At 58.7% G+C, this 12,904-nt stretch carries 19 protein-coding genes; 4 read left to right on the top strand and 15 right to left on the bottom strand.

Annotated features, from left to right (window positions below; translation table 11 throughout):
* Nucleotides 1–17 precede the first annotated feature (17 nt).
* The 14 genes from KSAC_RS04320 to KSAC_RS04255 form a co-directional block, all read right to left on the bottom strand.
* Entirely contained in the window at nucleotides 18–680 is a 663-nt protein-coding gene (locus tag KSAC_RS04320) for a hypothetical protein (RefSeq protein WP_243705306.1), read from the bottom strand.
* A gap of 123 nt (nucleotides 681–803) precedes the next feature.
* Nucleotides 804–2,951 carry a terminase gpA endonuclease subunit gene (locus KSAC_RS04315; protein WP_132304387.1) on the bottom strand — a complete coding sequence of 716 codons (2,148 nt, stop codon included), beginning with the start codon at nucleotides 2,949–2,951 and terminating at the stop codon, nucleotides 804–806.
* Complete coding sequence (locus tag KSAC_RS04310) at nucleotides 2,920–3,651, bottom strand: DNA packaging protein (protein WP_243705305.1); 732 nt, start codon at nucleotides 3,649–3,651, stop codon at nucleotides 2,920–2,922. The genes KSAC_RS04315 and KSAC_RS04310 overlap by 32 nt, the downstream gene beginning before the upstream one ends.
* A gap of 158 nt (nucleotides 3,652–3,809) precedes the next feature.
* On the bottom strand, nucleotides 3,810–4,292 hold the full coding sequence (locus tag KSAC_RS04305) for a DUF6362 family protein (protein WP_132304385.1): 483 nt from the start codon (nucleotides 4,290–4,292) through the stop codon (nucleotides 3,810–3,812).
* Nucleotides 4,289–5,230: a hypothetical protein gene (locus KSAC_RS04300; protein WP_132304383.1), complete on the bottom strand. Its 942-nt coding sequence runs from the start codon at nucleotides 5,228–5,230 to the stop codon at nucleotides 4,289–4,291. The genes KSAC_RS04305 and KSAC_RS04300 overlap by 4 nt, the downstream gene beginning before the upstream one ends.
* 1 nt (nucleotide 5,231) lies before the next feature.
* The gene (locus KSAC_RS04295; RefSeq protein WP_132304381.1) at nucleotides 5,232–5,516 is read right to left on the bottom strand and encodes a hypothetical protein; all 285 of its coding nucleotides are present in this window, start codon (nucleotides 5,514–5,516) and stop codon (nucleotides 5,232–5,234) included.
* A gap of 7 nt (nucleotides 5,517–5,523) precedes the next feature.
* Nucleotides 5,524–5,718, bottom strand: a complete 195-nt coding sequence (locus KSAC_RS04290) for a hypothetical protein (RefSeq protein WP_243705304.1) — start codon at nucleotides 5,716–5,718, stop codon at nucleotides 5,524–5,526.
* Between the two features lie 2 nt (nucleotides 5,719–5,720).
* Nucleotides 5,721–7,253 carry a replicative DNA helicase gene (locus KSAC_RS04285; RefSeq protein WP_132304377.1) on the bottom strand — a complete coding sequence of 511 codons (1,533 nt, stop codon included), beginning with the start codon at nucleotides 7,251–7,253 and terminating at the stop codon, nucleotides 5,721–5,723.
* Nucleotides 7,250–7,495 (bottom strand): hypothetical protein, encoded by a 246-nt coding sequence (locus KSAC_RS04280; RefSeq protein ID WP_132304375.1) that lies wholly within the window; start codon nucleotides 7,493–7,495, stop codon nucleotides 7,250–7,252. The genes KSAC_RS04285 and KSAC_RS04280 overlap by 4 nt, the downstream gene beginning before the upstream one ends.
* A complete protein-coding gene (locus KSAC_RS04275; protein ID WP_243705303.1) occupies nucleotides 7,492–7,734 on the bottom strand; it encodes a hypothetical protein in 243 nt (80 codons plus the stop codon). The genes KSAC_RS04280 and KSAC_RS04275 overlap by 4 nt, the downstream gene beginning before the upstream one ends.
* Nucleotides 7,735–7,779: 45 nt before the next feature.
* The gene (locus tag KSAC_RS04270; RefSeq protein WP_132304371.1) at nucleotides 7,780–8,013 is read right to left on the bottom strand and encodes a hypothetical protein; all 234 of its coding nucleotides are present in this window, start codon (nucleotides 8,011–8,013) and stop codon (nucleotides 7,780–7,782) included.
* Nucleotides 8,010–8,324: a hypothetical protein gene (locus tag KSAC_RS04265; RefSeq protein ID WP_132304369.1), complete on the bottom strand. Its 315-nt coding sequence runs from the start codon at nucleotides 8,322–8,324 to the stop codon at nucleotides 8,010–8,012. Before KSAC_RS04265 ends, KSAC_RS04270 begins: the two co-directional genes overlap by 4 nt.
* A gap of 285 nt (nucleotides 8,325–8,609) precedes the next feature.
* Nucleotides 8,610–8,963, bottom strand: coding sequence for a hypothetical protein (locus KSAC_RS04260; RefSeq protein WP_132304367.1), 354 nt, complete (start codon nucleotides 8,961–8,963; stop codon nucleotides 8,610–8,612).
* A 178-nt stretch (nucleotides 8,964–9,141) separates the two neighbouring features.
* Nucleotides 9,142–9,507, bottom strand: coding sequence for a hypothetical protein (locus KSAC_RS04255; protein WP_165927284.1), 366 nt, complete (start codon nucleotides 9,505–9,507; stop codon nucleotides 9,142–9,144).
* A 142-nt stretch (nucleotides 9,508–9,649) separates the two neighbouring features.
* Between KSAC_RS04255 and KSAC_RS04250 the strand changes: the two genes are divergently transcribed.
* A complete protein-coding gene (locus KSAC_RS04250) occupies nucleotides 9,650–9,949 on the top strand; it encodes a hypothetical protein (RefSeq protein WP_132304363.1) in 300 nt (99 codons plus the stop codon).
* Nucleotides 9,950–10,021: 72 nt separating this feature from the next.
* Here KSAC_RS04250 and KSAC_RS04245 read toward each other — a convergent pair whose 3' ends face one another.
* Nucleotides 10,022–10,282, bottom strand: a complete 261-nt coding sequence (locus KSAC_RS04245; RefSeq protein WP_132304361.1) for a hypothetical protein — start codon at nucleotides 10,280–10,282, stop codon at nucleotides 10,022–10,024.
* 96 nt (nucleotides 10,283–10,378) lie between these two features.
* Here KSAC_RS04245 and KSAC_RS04240 point away from each other — a divergent pair, with 96 nt between their 5' ends.
* From KSAC_RS04240 to KSAC_RS04230, 3 genes are all read left to right on the top strand, one after another.
* Nucleotides 10,379–11,140: a LexA family protein gene (locus KSAC_RS04240; protein ID WP_132304359.1), complete on the top strand. Its 762-nt coding sequence runs from the start codon at nucleotides 10,379–10,381 to the stop codon at nucleotides 11,138–11,140.
* A gap of 40 nt (nucleotides 11,141–11,180) precedes the next feature.
* The gene (locus tag KSAC_RS04235; protein WP_132304357.1) at nucleotides 11,181–12,047 is read left to right on the top strand and encodes a hypothetical protein; all 867 of its coding nucleotides are present in this window, start codon (nucleotides 11,181–11,183) and stop codon (nucleotides 12,045–12,047) included.
* Nucleotides 12,048–12,249: 202 nt separating this feature from the next.
* The gene (locus tag KSAC_RS04230; RefSeq protein WP_132304355.1) at nucleotides 12,250–12,795 is read left to right on the top strand and encodes a hypothetical protein; all 546 of its coding nucleotides are present in this window, start codon (nucleotides 12,250–12,252) and stop codon (nucleotides 12,793–12,795) included.
* Nucleotides 12,796–12,904: the final 109 nt, after the last annotated feature.

Genomic DNA, 12,904 nt, shown 5'->3' with positions numbered 1-12,904 from the left:
GCAGGCGGAAGGCAGGATCAGGACATTTCCCGTTTGACTTCCGCATTGATGGCGTTCGTCACGGTGCGCTCCATGCGGGCAGATACCGTGTTTTCGACGATTTCGTTGACGGGCAGGCGCACGCGGTAGGTCGGACGCGTCGGCACAAACCACAGGATCGGCACGACCTTGCCGGGGCCGACGAGCTTAAAGATGCCTGTCGGGCGTCCGTTTCCGCCGCGCCCTTTCGCATGTCCTACGAAATATTCCGACCTTTGACCGCGTGCGTTTTTATTCTGACGCTGAAGCCGCCGGGCCGTGCGGTCGCTCATATTTTTCTGGCTTTGCTGCATTACGCCCAGGCGCGACAGTATCCGTACGATTTCTGACCGCTGGATATTGCCGGATGCATCAAGCGGAGCGCCAGGGCCCGGCACCCAGAACTGACCGCCTGATATATCAGACAGCAATTCTTCTGACCGCTTCATATCTCGCGGGCCGCCCCATATCTGGGGACCAAGATAACGGATGGCGGGTGTTCCCCTGGGCGTGAAATCGATCGTGCCTACCCATGCAGAAAGATCAGACGGCGTCGCCTTCTTGACGGTAAAACCGCCAAGAGTGAACCGGCTGGGACTGTCAAACACCTCTTTCATGCGATCGATAATCTGCCAGCGCGCGCCATTGGCCAGCTTGTTCATGGCGTTGGCCGTAGCTGACCGGATGCCAGTTTCCGACAGTTTTGCCAGATTTTTCTGCACGTCCGCTGCCTCGACAGATATGCCCAGCTTGAGAAATTCAGGTGGCATTTCGATCTCCTCGGTTCAGAAATTGCCTGATCCGAACTGCTGGGCGAGACGCTTCATACGTTCGGCCATAGTCTCGGTCGGGTGCGGTGATGGCATCGGAGATGGCGCGACGGCTTCGGTAATGACCTTGAGACTTTCCACCATCTGGTGGACGGGGCCGGGCACATCCACGACCAGGACGTTGCTATCGTGAGGCATTGCCCACGATGGTGGCGCGGTCCAGTCGATCCGGCGCAATCCGTGCAGGTTGGCCATCACGTTGGTCATGACCATAAGGTCAAGCGCTTCATTTCGCGCCCCCGATGTCGCTTTTTCCCATCTGCCATTCGCCATCCGCTGTTCGGCCACCAGCTGGTCAAAAAATGGATGTGGCGAAGCGGCGCTTTTCAGCGCAGCAGGGAAATGAACGTATAATGGCCCGGCTTCACCCCGCTGGAGCTGAAGCGCCACGACATCCTTGGCAGTGTTCGGATTGAAAATGCCCAGCGGCACGTCGCCCCGATTGGCTGCAAACCTGTCCTTGCGCTGGGTCTCCGGATAGTTGACGACCAGCGAGGCGGCATTGATACCGCTCGCCCCCTTGAGTGGAAGAATGGTCCAGGCATCGCGTCCGTCCTTTTTGCCAAGGAACAGCGCGTCCTTGCGCTTTCGGGCACGGCGCCATGCTTCATACGCCTGGAGCGTGACGCCTTCCTGGCCGCCGCTGTCGTAACCGATAGCAAGGATCTTCATCCCTTTATGCGGGGCATCCACAAGCGGATATACATGTGTGCGCAGGCGGTGAAGCAACGCATCCCAATCCGCAGGACTGGTCGCCGGATCCGCTGACATCCTGAAATAATCGATGACCCAGCTTTCGCCGCCGATGCCCCACCCGCGAACCATTGCCTCGAAATGACGGCCCTGAATATCAACTGCTGCGGTAAGGAACCGGACACCCTCGGGAACGGTTCCCAGTATCATGCCGGGTTCGGCACGTTCAGCTACAACGCAGGCATCTATGCTGCCAACCGATTTAGGCGGCTGGAACGGAAGCCCCCAGCGCTTGACTGTAACATCCTTGAGCTTCTGGAGCGCGTCTTCCTCACCATTCTCCAGCGCACGACGCGCTTTCTCCATTTCATAGGCGAGCGATCCGATGCCGCCGATCACGAAAGGCGACATGGCCCCCGTGATCCAGAAACCTGCGATCTCTTTTGCTGCCAGTTCGCCAGATATGTCGCCCGCCTCGCTGATGGCCTGACCAGTGCCAACCCATACGCCATCACGGTTCATGGCGCGTCGCCATTTATCTTCGATCAGGGAGCCGCAGCATGGACAGACAAGGCGTGCGGCTTCCTTGATCTCATCAAGGGGGGCATCCGCAGGCCAGTCCAGCGTCATGACCCGTTCCCCCATGGGGTTGGGGGCGGAGTAGGCATTGCAGTTCGGGCATGGCCAGTACCAGATATGGCGGTCACTGTCCCGATAGAGAGACATGACCCCGGCAGTCCATTTATCCGGGTTGGCGCCGGCAGCCATGTCTGGATGACTTTCGGCCAGCACCATGGATTCATACATGAACGACTGGCGGCGCACGCTGGCAAGCTCATAAGTATTGCCGTCGCAGGCATCCAGTTCGGTAATAATGATGCGGGGTGCGGATTTCTGAATGAGGTTTCTGTAGCTGGCGGCCAGAAACTGCACCCACATGCTAGAGAATTTCTTGAAATGCATGGAGTTGTCGCGTGGCAACTTCCCCAATTTATCTTTCAGACGCTTATGACTGTCGATCAGCGGATTGATTTCCGCCTTCACGTACTCCTCGATCATGGCGTCGGTCGCACTGTAAACCAGCATGTCCGCTGGATCCGCGTCGATGGACTGGCACATCCAGTTCTGGCCAATCGCGGTCTTGCCACTTCGGGCAGGCCCAACCACCGCGACGGTCAGATGGTCGCGACTGGTCAGCATACGCATCGGCCCGACGAGGTAGGGCGCTTCGTCATGGTTCCACCGGCCAACGTATCCACCGCCGCGGTTGTCCAGATAACGATGCTGTGCCGCGTAATCGGCGACATCTATCTGCGCCGGCGGCAGGAAGGCCCGGATAGAGTTGGAGATAATAGTACGTGGATCGACAAACCGGACCTTATCCAAGGAGGTCGGGCTGAGGTCCGTCATCTTCTGTTTCGCCTATTTTCATGTCGTCCAGCACCTTCTGGACCGCCGTGCGCTGCATATCGGCCACTTTACTTTCGGCCTGTCGAATCATGGCATCAGGCCATGATTGTTCACGGCCCAACTGACGGATGAAAACATTGATATCACGTCCGAGGCGCCCGAACACGGACGTGAACAGGTCCTGCAGATCTTCCGCGTGAACCAGTTTTCCAGCCAGTTTGGCCTGTTTTATCTGCAAGTCCTGCAGGCGGGCCAGGTCATATCTCTCCTTGATGGAAAGACGACTGTCGGACGAGGGCGCAGGAACAGGTTCGGGCCATAGTGAAAGCTGGAGCTTCATCAGCTCCGCATCACGATTGGCCTCTTTTTCCGCTTCCTCTTCGCGTCGCGCGGTCAGAAAGGCAAAGACCTCATCCAGATGAAAGGTCCAGCTGACACCATTGCGTCCACGTTCGACCACGGGAAAATCCGGCCAACGATCCAGCCAGCTGGTCAATGTCGGAAGCGAAATCCGCAGCCGACTGGCCAGTTCCCGCTTGTTCACAGTCGGACGTGGCGTGGCAACCTGATCTTCCCGCGCTGTTTCATTGTCTGACAACAACACCAATGGAAACACCAAGCCTTTGAAAAATTTATAAAAGCCAGAGAGCAACCGGGCGCGAACAACTCGCGGAGCCTGACCCTCCCAGGAAGGACCCAAGAGATTTCCCGCCATGGTCGGGGGAGGGGAGGAAGGCCCGCGCAGGGGATCGGGGCGGATTACATGACTGCCTCCATCACCGCAATTGCATGGAGAGTGCCCATAACGAAAAACGGCGTGAACCCCGAAGGGTGCACGCCGCCTTAACATAACAACCCCTATGCGGCAAAATGGGAAGTTTGGGAAGTGAAAAATGTAGGTTGTGCGATTTTTCTTGCGATGTCGGCTATTGCCATCTGGTGCCACGACTTGGCTGTATGGTGATTGGTATGCAGACGATCCGCTATTTTCCGCCATGTCCAGCGGTATCGGTGCGAGATCGGATGCACGATCAGACGCAGGCAGACCACCTTACGCCAGTTCATTCGGTCAGCACCGATCAGCCCGATCCACGACAGCGCCTCATCCATGCGCGTAATCGCGGACGAACTGGGGCGAGGTGGTCGCATGTCATCATCCGGACAGGCATTGATCCAGTCGAGATCCGCTTCCTCCAGCATTTCCGGCCATGCCACACGTACGCCGCCGGGTTTCAGGCCATGGGCAGGCAATGCCGCCAGCGTGCAACCGGCCTCAAACAGGCGTTCTCCGACCACGTCCGCGATGGCCAGACCTTCGGGAATGGTGAGGGGGCGCTTCATGCCGCCACCCGTGCGCGGGTAATGAAGTCTTCCCGACGCGGCTGGGGCGCATCGCTGCCGTTTGCAGCATCCAGAACCCACTGGCGATGGGCTTCCTGATAGGCAGCATCCGCCGCGAACTCGGCTTCCGTGGTGCAGACCAGGGCAGGGATGTCGCGTTCGGCAATGGCCCTGGCAATCGCCTTGTTGAAATAGCCCATGTGCGCAATTGGAGTTTTCTTTTCTGCCTCCCGGTCAGCCAGCGTGCCGACTACATGCATCACCAGCCGTTCAGTCTCAGCTGCACTCAGGCCCTCGGCCAGCGCATCGGCCACCCACTGGCGAACCTGTCCCCAGTTGCCACGGTCACGGGCCGGATCGAAACCAGCGCGTTCCCATGCCTTGCGCCCCAAAACCTTGAACACCGCATCCACGTCCTGTGCCGCAGGCTTAGCTTTAAGGTTATTATTAACCTCTAAGCTAAGCTTAGGGTCGTGGGTTTCGTGTTGGGTTTCGGTGGCCATGTCTTTTCCTCCTGCAATGCCCATGATGGCGGTGCGCTGGCGCGGATCGTCCTGTGGTTTCGGATTGTGATGTTTTGGCGGTCTGCCGCCCTTTTTCCCGTTTTCGCGCGCCGCCAGCGCCTTGCGTGACGGCATGAGCGCACCCGGCAGCCCGATAGTACCGACCGTGCGGTCGTGGGTTATCAGTTGGGTTTCGGTGTAGGTTTCCAGATGGGTTACCAGTTCGGTTACATCCATGCGCAACCCGACGGTGGCGATTTCCTCCAGTGTGGGCGCCCCGCCGTTCCCGGGCACCAGCACGCCGTCGGTTCCGTATTCGATGATGTAGGAAATGAGCTGCACCCAGATCCCGATGGCAGCATGGCCCAGCGCGCGCAGGCGGATGTTGTGCGTCGCCATCTGGAGCATTTTCTGTTCGGTTGTTACGCGGGCCATGTCAGTACGCTTTCAGACGGTAGCCATTCCGGAAAGGCTCCAGAATGTCGAGCCGCACCAGTTGCTCGATTGCGGTGCCGACTTCGGCGGCATCAGCCGCCACAAGCCGGGTAAACTGTTCCAGGTCGGGTGCCGTGCGCACGGGCGCACGCATTTCCGGCATGACATCGGCCGCGTCAGTCAGTTCCAGCCACATGGCACGGGCCGACAGGCCAAGCAGACGCCAGCGGCGGTCTGTCATCAGCACGCGGGCGTGCTTTCCGGGGCGTTGACGCGGCGATTTCATGGATGGGTTATCCTTCCCAGCGGTCGATAAGGATCAGGACAGACAGAAGCGCCCAACCAGCCATCAGACCGAACATGATCAGGAGCGACACGATGGCGTCCCCGTGCGGTCCAGCCAGATAGCAACCCGCCATGGCGCAGAGCGCGCCAAGCAGGGCAGAGCGCAGCAGTTCAGGGATCGATACGCGGAAACGTTTACGCATGTTCAGAACTCCGGCGCCGTATTGGTCCATGCCGGACCGTTTTCACTTTCATCCACATCGCGGAACCACGTGGTCATGTCCTGGAACTGGAGCGCGCAGCCGCCGGTCGCGCCATGCCGGTTCTTGGCGATGTAGGCGGTCGCCTTTCCCTTGCTGTCACGCGTGCGCTGGATCAGGCTGGCGCAGCGGGCGCTGTAGGCTTCATCCGTTTCGCGGTCATTGCGGGGAATGTTGCCGTCGCCCAACTGCTTGTTCAGGTAATAATGGTCGCGGTGCAGGAACAGCACGGTGGCCGCATCCTGCTCCAGAGATCCACTATCGCGCAGATCGGTCAGTTCCGGCCGCTTGTCCTCGCGCTTGGCGCTCTCGCGTGACAGCTGCGCCAGCGCCAGCACGGGGATTTCCAGTTCACCTGCAAGGTTTTTTAGATCCTTGCTGATTTCTGTCATCTTGTGCGTCAGGTTGAACGACCGGGAATCAGTCGAGGCGCTGAGCAGGCCAACATAATCGACCACGATCAGGTCCAGCCCCTGTTTCGACCGCTTCATGGCGCGGGCCTGTGTGCGCAGTTCCGCCACCGTGATGCCGGAGCGATGATCGATGCACAGCGGCAGGCTGGCGGCGGCGTGCTCGCCTTCCTCCAGTTCCCGCCACTGATAATCGGCCAGCGGTTCGCGCTGGGAGGTATCGACATGCGGCGGAATGTCGTAACGCCGACCGGTAAAGACCGATAGCGTGGACAGACCGGCCCATGCCGCGCCGGCACGCGCGCCCAGTTGTGCAGCACGCATTTCACCTGACCAGAACAGCACGGAATTACCCGCCGCCGCCGATCGCACGGCAATGCCAAGTCCAAGCGCGGTCTTGCCCATGGCCGGACGCGCGCCCAGCAGGGTCAGATCACCGGCATGCAGGCCGCCGGTCATGCGATCGAGCGCCTTGTAACCCCACGTGATGCCCGCCAGTCCATCGCCGCGCTCGGCAGCAGCGCGGGCGTTTTCGATGGCCAGCCCGATGGCATCGCCGATCTGCACCGTTGGCTGGATCTCGACGCTACCGGACGCGATGCGGGTGATGCGGCTTTCCAGCAGTTCCATGATGGCGCTGTCGGGCCGTTCGCCCGGCATGCAGCACAGGTCCGCAGTCTCGGAACACACGTCAAACAGATTACGCCGGAACCATGCGCTACGGATCGCCCAGGCATAATCCGCTGCATTGGTAATACCGACCATGCACTGCAACAATGTGGCAAAAACCATGCCTGCATGCATGTCAGACGGCAGCAGCGGATCGTTTTCAAACTTTGGCCGCAGCGTGACCGGGTCGGCCACGTTGCCCGCCCAGATCAGCGTGCGCATGGCACCATAGATCGCGCCGTGCAGCGGAATGTAGAAGTGTTCGGGCTCAAGGATTTCCTCGACGCGCCCGAACGCGGCATTATCGGTCAGGATCGCGCCCAGCAGGGCCTTTTCCGCCTCGACATTCGTGGGCCTGTTGCGCAGGGCCGTGCCAAACAGGGGAGCGGGGCCGTTCATGACTGATCATCCGTCTGGACAGGGGGCATGAAAAACGGCTGGTACATTGTAACCGTGACCGGGCGATAACCCAGCGCCAGCGGCACGGATGTACCCAGCCCCTTGTGCCCGTTCACCGCATTGGCCAGCGTACGTAGGTTCAGGCCGGTTTTCGTGGCCAGTTTTGCCACGCCGCCAGCCTCACGCACGCGGGCGTTCAGCACGGCATACATTTCGGTTGCCGTCAGCATTGCCCCGCTCATGACGGACGCCTCCCGCCAAAGCGCGGCAGTGTGACGTGGCCGCGCCCGAGATAGGTGCGACCGGAAGACGTGATGGCGACACTGACCTGATTGTTCAGCCCCAGCAACTGCATGCGCGACCGCACGGCACGGGCCGAAATGCCCATCTTCCGCGCCATGGCGGAAACCGATACGCCCATACCCGAAAGCTGGCGCAACATGGGGTCAAGCCTGTCCCAGTCTATGGCAATAGCTGGCATTGTATTCTCCCTGCGCGGGGCGCGTGCATGCGGCACGCCGGCCCATCAGTGAAACAGGTTCCGGCGCAGGCGGACCTTGAGGCGCGCAATGCGCTCAAGCCGTTCGGTCCTGCGTTCCAGAATGACGGATTCCCGCAATGCCCACGCGTCGAGCGCGCCAAGCATCAACCGGAAAAACTTGAGGACGATCCACCCGCGCCCACGGCGCTGCACCAGCACCAGGCAAAGGGGAACGCCAAAAACGGACACACTGATCCAGACATAAAAGGCATGGGTCACAGCAGGTCCCGCAGTGCGGCCTGCCGCTGCCGGATATTTTCCAGCCGCTGGCGGATCAGCGCATCTTCATGTCGCAGGCGGCTTTCTTCCTGCGCCAGACGGGCCGCGCCAAGGACGCGAACAGCGTGCCATTCAGCCAGCGTTACGGCGCGCACCTCATGGTGCCAGCACGCGCGGACGCGGCGCACGGTAAAGCCCAGCGCACGCGCCACCTCGGCAAACGCACCGGCCAGCCCCAGACGGTCGCGCCGCGCGCTGACCTCGGCGCTGACCAGATTCTGGAATTCATCGCGCATCGCATCGGCGCACATCTTATGTCTGGCCTCCCGATCCGGACTGGATGCACCCGCGCGCGCGGGTGAAATGGGCAAAACGTCCGAGCGCTCGGACAAATCGGCCAAAATACCCGCGCGCTCGGACAAAAACGGCAAAATACCCGACACCTCGGACGCCCTCCCTGACACCTTCATGGATGTCAGGGGGGACTTTCCCCCGGATATTGCGAAGGGCAGGGAAGGGCAGACCGCCAGCGCGCTGGACACGCATGGAAAGCTGGCGGCCTGCCAATCCTGAATGGAAATGACACGACACAGACATCAGTCCGACATCCGGCGGCATGTTTCGCAACGGAACAGAAAACGGCTGGTCGCCACGAACGCCCCGCGGCAGTTGCAGCACCGGCGGTCGATATGTTCCTTACGCGCCGCACCGGGCTTGCGCTCGTACGCAGCACCATGCGCAGCCGCCGTGCGGTTCAACTGGGCATGGTTCAATTTCTGGCCGTCCTGCCTGCATTGACGCGGACGCGACAGACCGAGGAAATGGATACGGTATTTCACTGTCGACAGGGGCAGGCCAATCCGGCCCGCAATTTCGGCATGCTGCAGGCCTTCGGCCAGCAGCGGCACCAGTTCGGCCCGCGCCGCATCCCAGTCAACCCGCGCGGCCATCAGGTATTCACCGATGAATACCTGACATAACCCGATCCGTCGCACAGCATGCAAATGGCCAGTGACGGCACGGTGCGGCGCGACAGCAGATCACCACCCGTCCAGGTTGTATGCAGCCAGCCACGACCACCGCAGCACGCACACACGGGAGCAACCGAATATGGCACGACCGCGCGGCTCACGAGCGAGCCCCCCGGAAACCCCGATCCCGGATACGCCGGCCAAAAGCATCTTTCCATTCACGATGAACGCCAGCCAACGCATCTGCCCAGGCCGCCATGATATTAGCCATCCGTAGCCTCACAAGCGGCTCATGGCTTTCTGCAATCTCGCAGACATCCGGTCGGATTTCCGTCGCCTGATAGATCGAGAAACCGTCTATCAGCTCCACGAACTCAAACCGCATCCGGCGCGGCCGATCCAGCGCAATGTCAGACCAGAACGCGCGCAGCCGCGCACCTTCGGTCTGACAGCACAACTTCAGGACACTGCAGCCATCGGCTACCTCGGCACACCAGACGCGATGCACCTCAATCACACGCATGACGCTCACGCCGCACCTCGCTCATGCGTTGTTTCGGGATTATGCATGCCAGACGTGGCTATTGTGTCGGGAGATGACATGACGCCATCCCCCGCATCCCCTACCTTGTCAGCTTCGACACATGACGAAGCAGAGGAACTCAATGAAACATCATTTGGCGATTGCATCTCTTTCGATCGAACAGGACTTTGGTCCGGATTCGCAGACACATGCCTATCAGGTTGCTCTGACCGTTGCGGCGATAGACGAGGAAATCGTGGAACCGCATCAGCCAGGTCACGAACCCAAAACCCGTTTTGCAGGCTCATCGACCGTTCTAATCGAGGCCCAGCTTCAAACCCTTCCAGCCACCACGACAGAGGAGTGGCTGGATTGGGCGCGGTCTTACCTGACTGCGCGCTTTGCAGCGCCCGCAGCAGAAACGCCATCTGCCGGGCACTGATCAGAAATACGAGGTCCGGGTCACTGTTGGAAACTTCCAGTTCGGTGACCCGGATTCCGAGCGCATCGATCTTCATGCCGCACCTCGCTCACATATTTCATCGGGAGATTTCAAAAGAAGCAAACCATCCGGCTTCGCCTTGTCCGTTGGCCAATTTTTCGAAATCCATTCAATTACGCGCTCACAATTACGCAGCGTGATACTGCCGCCGTTCCGCAGGCGCGGCAGCGTTCTGGAATCACGCAGCGCATAACCAGACAGGGTGGCCAATGCGATGCCTTTCGCTTCGCAATAGGCTTCCGACAAGGCGAGCAGTCTCAGAGTGAGCGTCATAACTCAAACATATGCGGGGATTATACCGCATAGTCAATGGAAAATGCGGGGATAACACCGAATGACAAATGGGTTCATTGGCGGGATATTCCCCGCATGAGCATATCAGATCTACTTTCTGTGATTGATGAACGGTTAACTGCCCTTGGTCTTTCCGACCGTAAGGCGTGTTTACTTGCCCGAGAGATCAATCCGAAAGTAGGGGTGGACTTTATTCGTGACATGCGCCGCAGGCATCACGACCCTAAGGCAGAAAAGCTGGCCGCCCTGGCGCAGGCTTTAAACATTCCCTTGCCCCAACTGGTTGCGGCCCTATCCCGCAATGACGCGCCTAATGATGTGAGCGAGCATCTGATGCCCGCGCCTGTAGAGCCCATTGAGGTACGCGGGTACGTGCAGGGAGGTGCGTGGCGGAGTGCTTTAGAAATACCCGACACAGACCGTTATCAGATTATGGTTCCCGCTAAGGGCCCGTATACCCATCTCCCGCGATACGGACTGGAAGTTCGCGGCGAATCAATGAATAAGTTGTTCCCGAACGGGACCGTTGTCGAAGTTGTAAATTTCTCTGATATCGGACGCGCTCCCGAAACAGGCGAATGCGTAGTGGCAATTCGCAGAGACGGCCCAGACATGGAAGCTACCCTTAAACTCTATCAGTGTGCGGACGACGGCACCATTTTACTATGGCCCAAAAGTACGGATCCAAATTGGCAACAGCCCATACGCCTTTGCCATATGCAGGATGGTGAGCGCCATTATCGTGATTTCGGCGATAGATCTGATGGTGCTGATACTCAGACCCTCGCGCTGGTTATTGGCGCACATCTCCCTATAGGGAAATTTTCTATCACATGAAAGTAATGCGGTGTTGCAAAAAGAATGGATAGCTGCAGGAATGATGCTGCTTGCAGTTCCTGCTTCCGCCCAAGAGGTGTCCGCATGGCGCACGGCGAGTGACGGGGGGAACTGGCAGGTCCTAACAGGTCCAAATACTGATGTAATAGTTAGGTCCACACCGTCGTATGCTACTTTATATTTATATTCTGATGGAAAGAGGTTTACCATTGGTGTTCATTTGAAGACACCAATCTCCGCTCCAGAACTGGATGTTGATTTTCCTGGTCAAGGATCCGTCAGTTTTACCCAGACCCATGGCGGGAATTTAACAGGATACGACTTTGCCGAGGATCTTCCCGTTGAAAAAATAGGACTTTTTATTCACCTTTTGACAGCAGCCAAGGTAGCTGAAGTGCATGCAGGAAACATTCAATACAATATTTCTCTTGAGGGAAGCACAGTATCAATCGAATGCCTTTCATTTTATGCAAAGGAACATTCTTGGATTCTTCCCGCTCCGTTTACGCCTGCGTCTTCCGTCCCCGAAAGTTCTTTAAGTGACAGTCCGCCGCCGTCGGATGCGAGCGATGACAGACTACCGACGTCGCCTGCAGAAGCGATGATGGCGTCAAACAAACTGCCCGAAGCAGAAAATACAAAACAAGAAATGTTTAAGGCATTTAACTACATGCGGACTGCTCATTTGCCGCTCGCCACTTCCCTTGCGCAATGCGCTCGCACGAATGCAATAAAATACAATATTCTTGGCGATATTACCGGAGCAGGACAGATAAACATATCCTGCAGGATGCAGCGCAAGGCCTATCACGACGCATGCCAAGAGGAGAGCTCATCGAGCGCATGCGATGGCGCTGCAGGCTTAGCTATATCTGTCGGGCAGTTCCCGGACACGACAAACGATTAGCCTGCGCGCTTGTTGCGGTAAAATCCCCGCAATATTTTATTGACATGCGGGGACTTCACCGCATTATGTCTCCATCACGCCACGTGATGGAGGTTTTTCATGCTCACCAACCCCGACGAGATTTCGCGCATCAGCGGCCTCGGTCCATCAATGCGCAGCCTCCCTATCACTGCTATGATTGCATCCAGACAGGGAGGGCCACATGTCCGAGCAAACCGATCAGCCCGCGCCTTACGGCGCACGGGGCGAGGATTATGCCCTGTGGCGCGCGCGGGAAGCCGTGGCCCAGGCGGAAAAACTGCTGGCATCGCAGGCCGCAACAATGGCGTATCACGAAGGGCGCGCCACGTCGCTTATCGGCTGGGTCTGCGCGGACCTGCTGGCGGTTGCTGGTATGCTGGGGTCGCATCCTACATGGCCTTGGGTCGTCGGCTCAATCGGTGTGGTTTTTCCGTCCCTGATGTCGGGTTACTACCTGTACCGCGTCTATCAGCCCAAGGAGTGGTCAGTTACAGGCATACGCCCCGAATGGCTGATGCGGGACTGGCCCCAACCAACCGAACGCACCACACTGGAAAGTATAGCTGGCCTCTATATTGGCGAAGTGGCTCGCAACGAACAGACCCTCCATCGGGCCTATACCGTCGTACGCAAGGCATGGATCTGGTTCCTGCGCATTCCGGTAATCGGCCTGATCTGGATGGTCCTGTTCGCTGCGGAGCAGTACTGGCTGCACCTGGTCAGCTGACCTTTATCGGAAATCCGTTCCCCTTTTCATGCCGCACAGGCGGCGGTGGAGGGGGCGGCGGCGGCGGCGGTGGAGGAGGCGGTGCGTCTTCTTTTGCCATCAGTTTCCT

The organism is Komagataeibacter saccharivorans (assembly GCF_004348195.1).
In the GTDB taxonomy this organism is placed as follows: Bacteria; Pseudomonadota; Alphaproteobacteria; order Acetobacterales; family Acetobacteraceae; genus Komagataeibacter; species Komagataeibacter saccharivorans.
The sequence above is the reverse complement of the archived record's forward strand: the minus strand, read 5'-3'. Positions and strand labels throughout refer to the sequence as shown.

What these genes read in the sequence shown, in the direction of transcription:
- KSAC_RS04255 (WP_165927284.1), bottom strand. Translation starts at nt 9,507, where the DNA reads ATGCGTGTGATTGAGGTGCATCGCGTCTGGTGTGCCGAGGTAGCCGAT.
- KSAC_RS04265 (WP_132304369.1), bottom strand. Translation starts at nt 8,324, where the DNA reads ATGTGCGCCGATGCGATGCGCGATGAATTCCAGAATCTGGTCAGCGCC.
- KSAC_RS04320 (WP_243705306.1), bottom strand. Translation starts at nt 680, where the DNA reads ATGAACAAGCTGGCCAATGGCGCGCGCTGGCAGATTATCGATCGCATG.
- KSAC_RS04240 (WP_132304359.1), top strand. Translation starts at nt 10,379, where the DNA reads ATGAGCATATCAGATCTACTTTCTGTGATTGATGAACGGTTAACTGCC.
- KSAC_RS04305 (WP_132304385.1), bottom strand. Translation starts at nt 4,292, where the DNA reads ATGAAGCGCCCCCTCACCATTCCCGAAGGTCTGGCCATCGCGGACGTG.
- KSAC_RS04260 (WP_132304367.1), bottom strand. Translation starts at nt 8,963, where the DNA reads ATGGCCGCGCGGGTTGACTGGGATGCGGCGCGGGCCGAACTGGTGCCG.
- KSAC_RS04275 (WP_243705303.1), bottom strand. Translation starts at nt 7,734, where the DNA reads ATGCCAGCTATTGCCATAGACTGGGACAGGCTTGACCCCATGTTGCGC.
- KSAC_RS04250 (WP_132304363.1), top strand. Translation starts at nt 9,650, where the DNA reads ATGAAACATCATTTGGCGATTGCATCTCTTTCGATCGAACAGGACTTT.
- KSAC_RS04300 (WP_132304383.1), bottom strand. Translation starts at nt 5,230, where the DNA reads ATGGCCCGCGTAACAACCGAACAGAAAATGCTCCAGATGGCGACGCAC.
- KSAC_RS04235 (WP_132304357.1), top strand. Translation starts at nt 11,181, where the DNA reads ATGATGCTGCTTGCAGTTCCTGCTTCCGCCCAAGAGGTGTCCGCATGG.
- KSAC_RS04230 (WP_132304355.1), top strand. Translation starts at nt 12,250, where the DNA reads ATGTCCGAGCAAACCGATCAGCCCGCGCCTTACGGCGCACGGGGCGAG.
- KSAC_RS04280 (WP_132304375.1), bottom strand. Translation starts at nt 7,495, where the DNA reads ATGAGCGGGGCAATGCTGACGGCAACCGAAATGTATGCCGTGCTGAAC.
- KSAC_RS04285 (WP_132304377.1), bottom strand. Translation starts at nt 7,253, where the DNA reads ATGAACGGCCCCGCTCCCCTGTTTGGCACGGCCCTGCGCAACAGGCCC.
- KSAC_RS04295 (WP_132304381.1), bottom strand. Translation starts at nt 5,516, where the DNA reads ATGAAATCGCCGCGTCAACGCCCCGGAAAGCACGCCCGCGTGCTGATG.
- KSAC_RS04245 (WP_132304361.1), bottom strand. Translation starts at nt 10,282, where the DNA reads ATGACGCTCACTCTGAGACTGCTCGCCTTGTCGGAAGCCTATTGCGAA.
- KSAC_RS04290 (WP_243705304.1), bottom strand. Translation starts at nt 5,718, where the DNA reads ATGCGTAAACGTTTCCGCGTATCGATCCCTGAACTGCTGCGCTCTGCC.
- KSAC_RS04315 (WP_132304387.1), bottom strand. Translation starts at nt 2,951, where the DNA reads ATGACGGACCTCAGCCCGACCTCCTTGGATAAGGTCCGGTTTGTCGAT.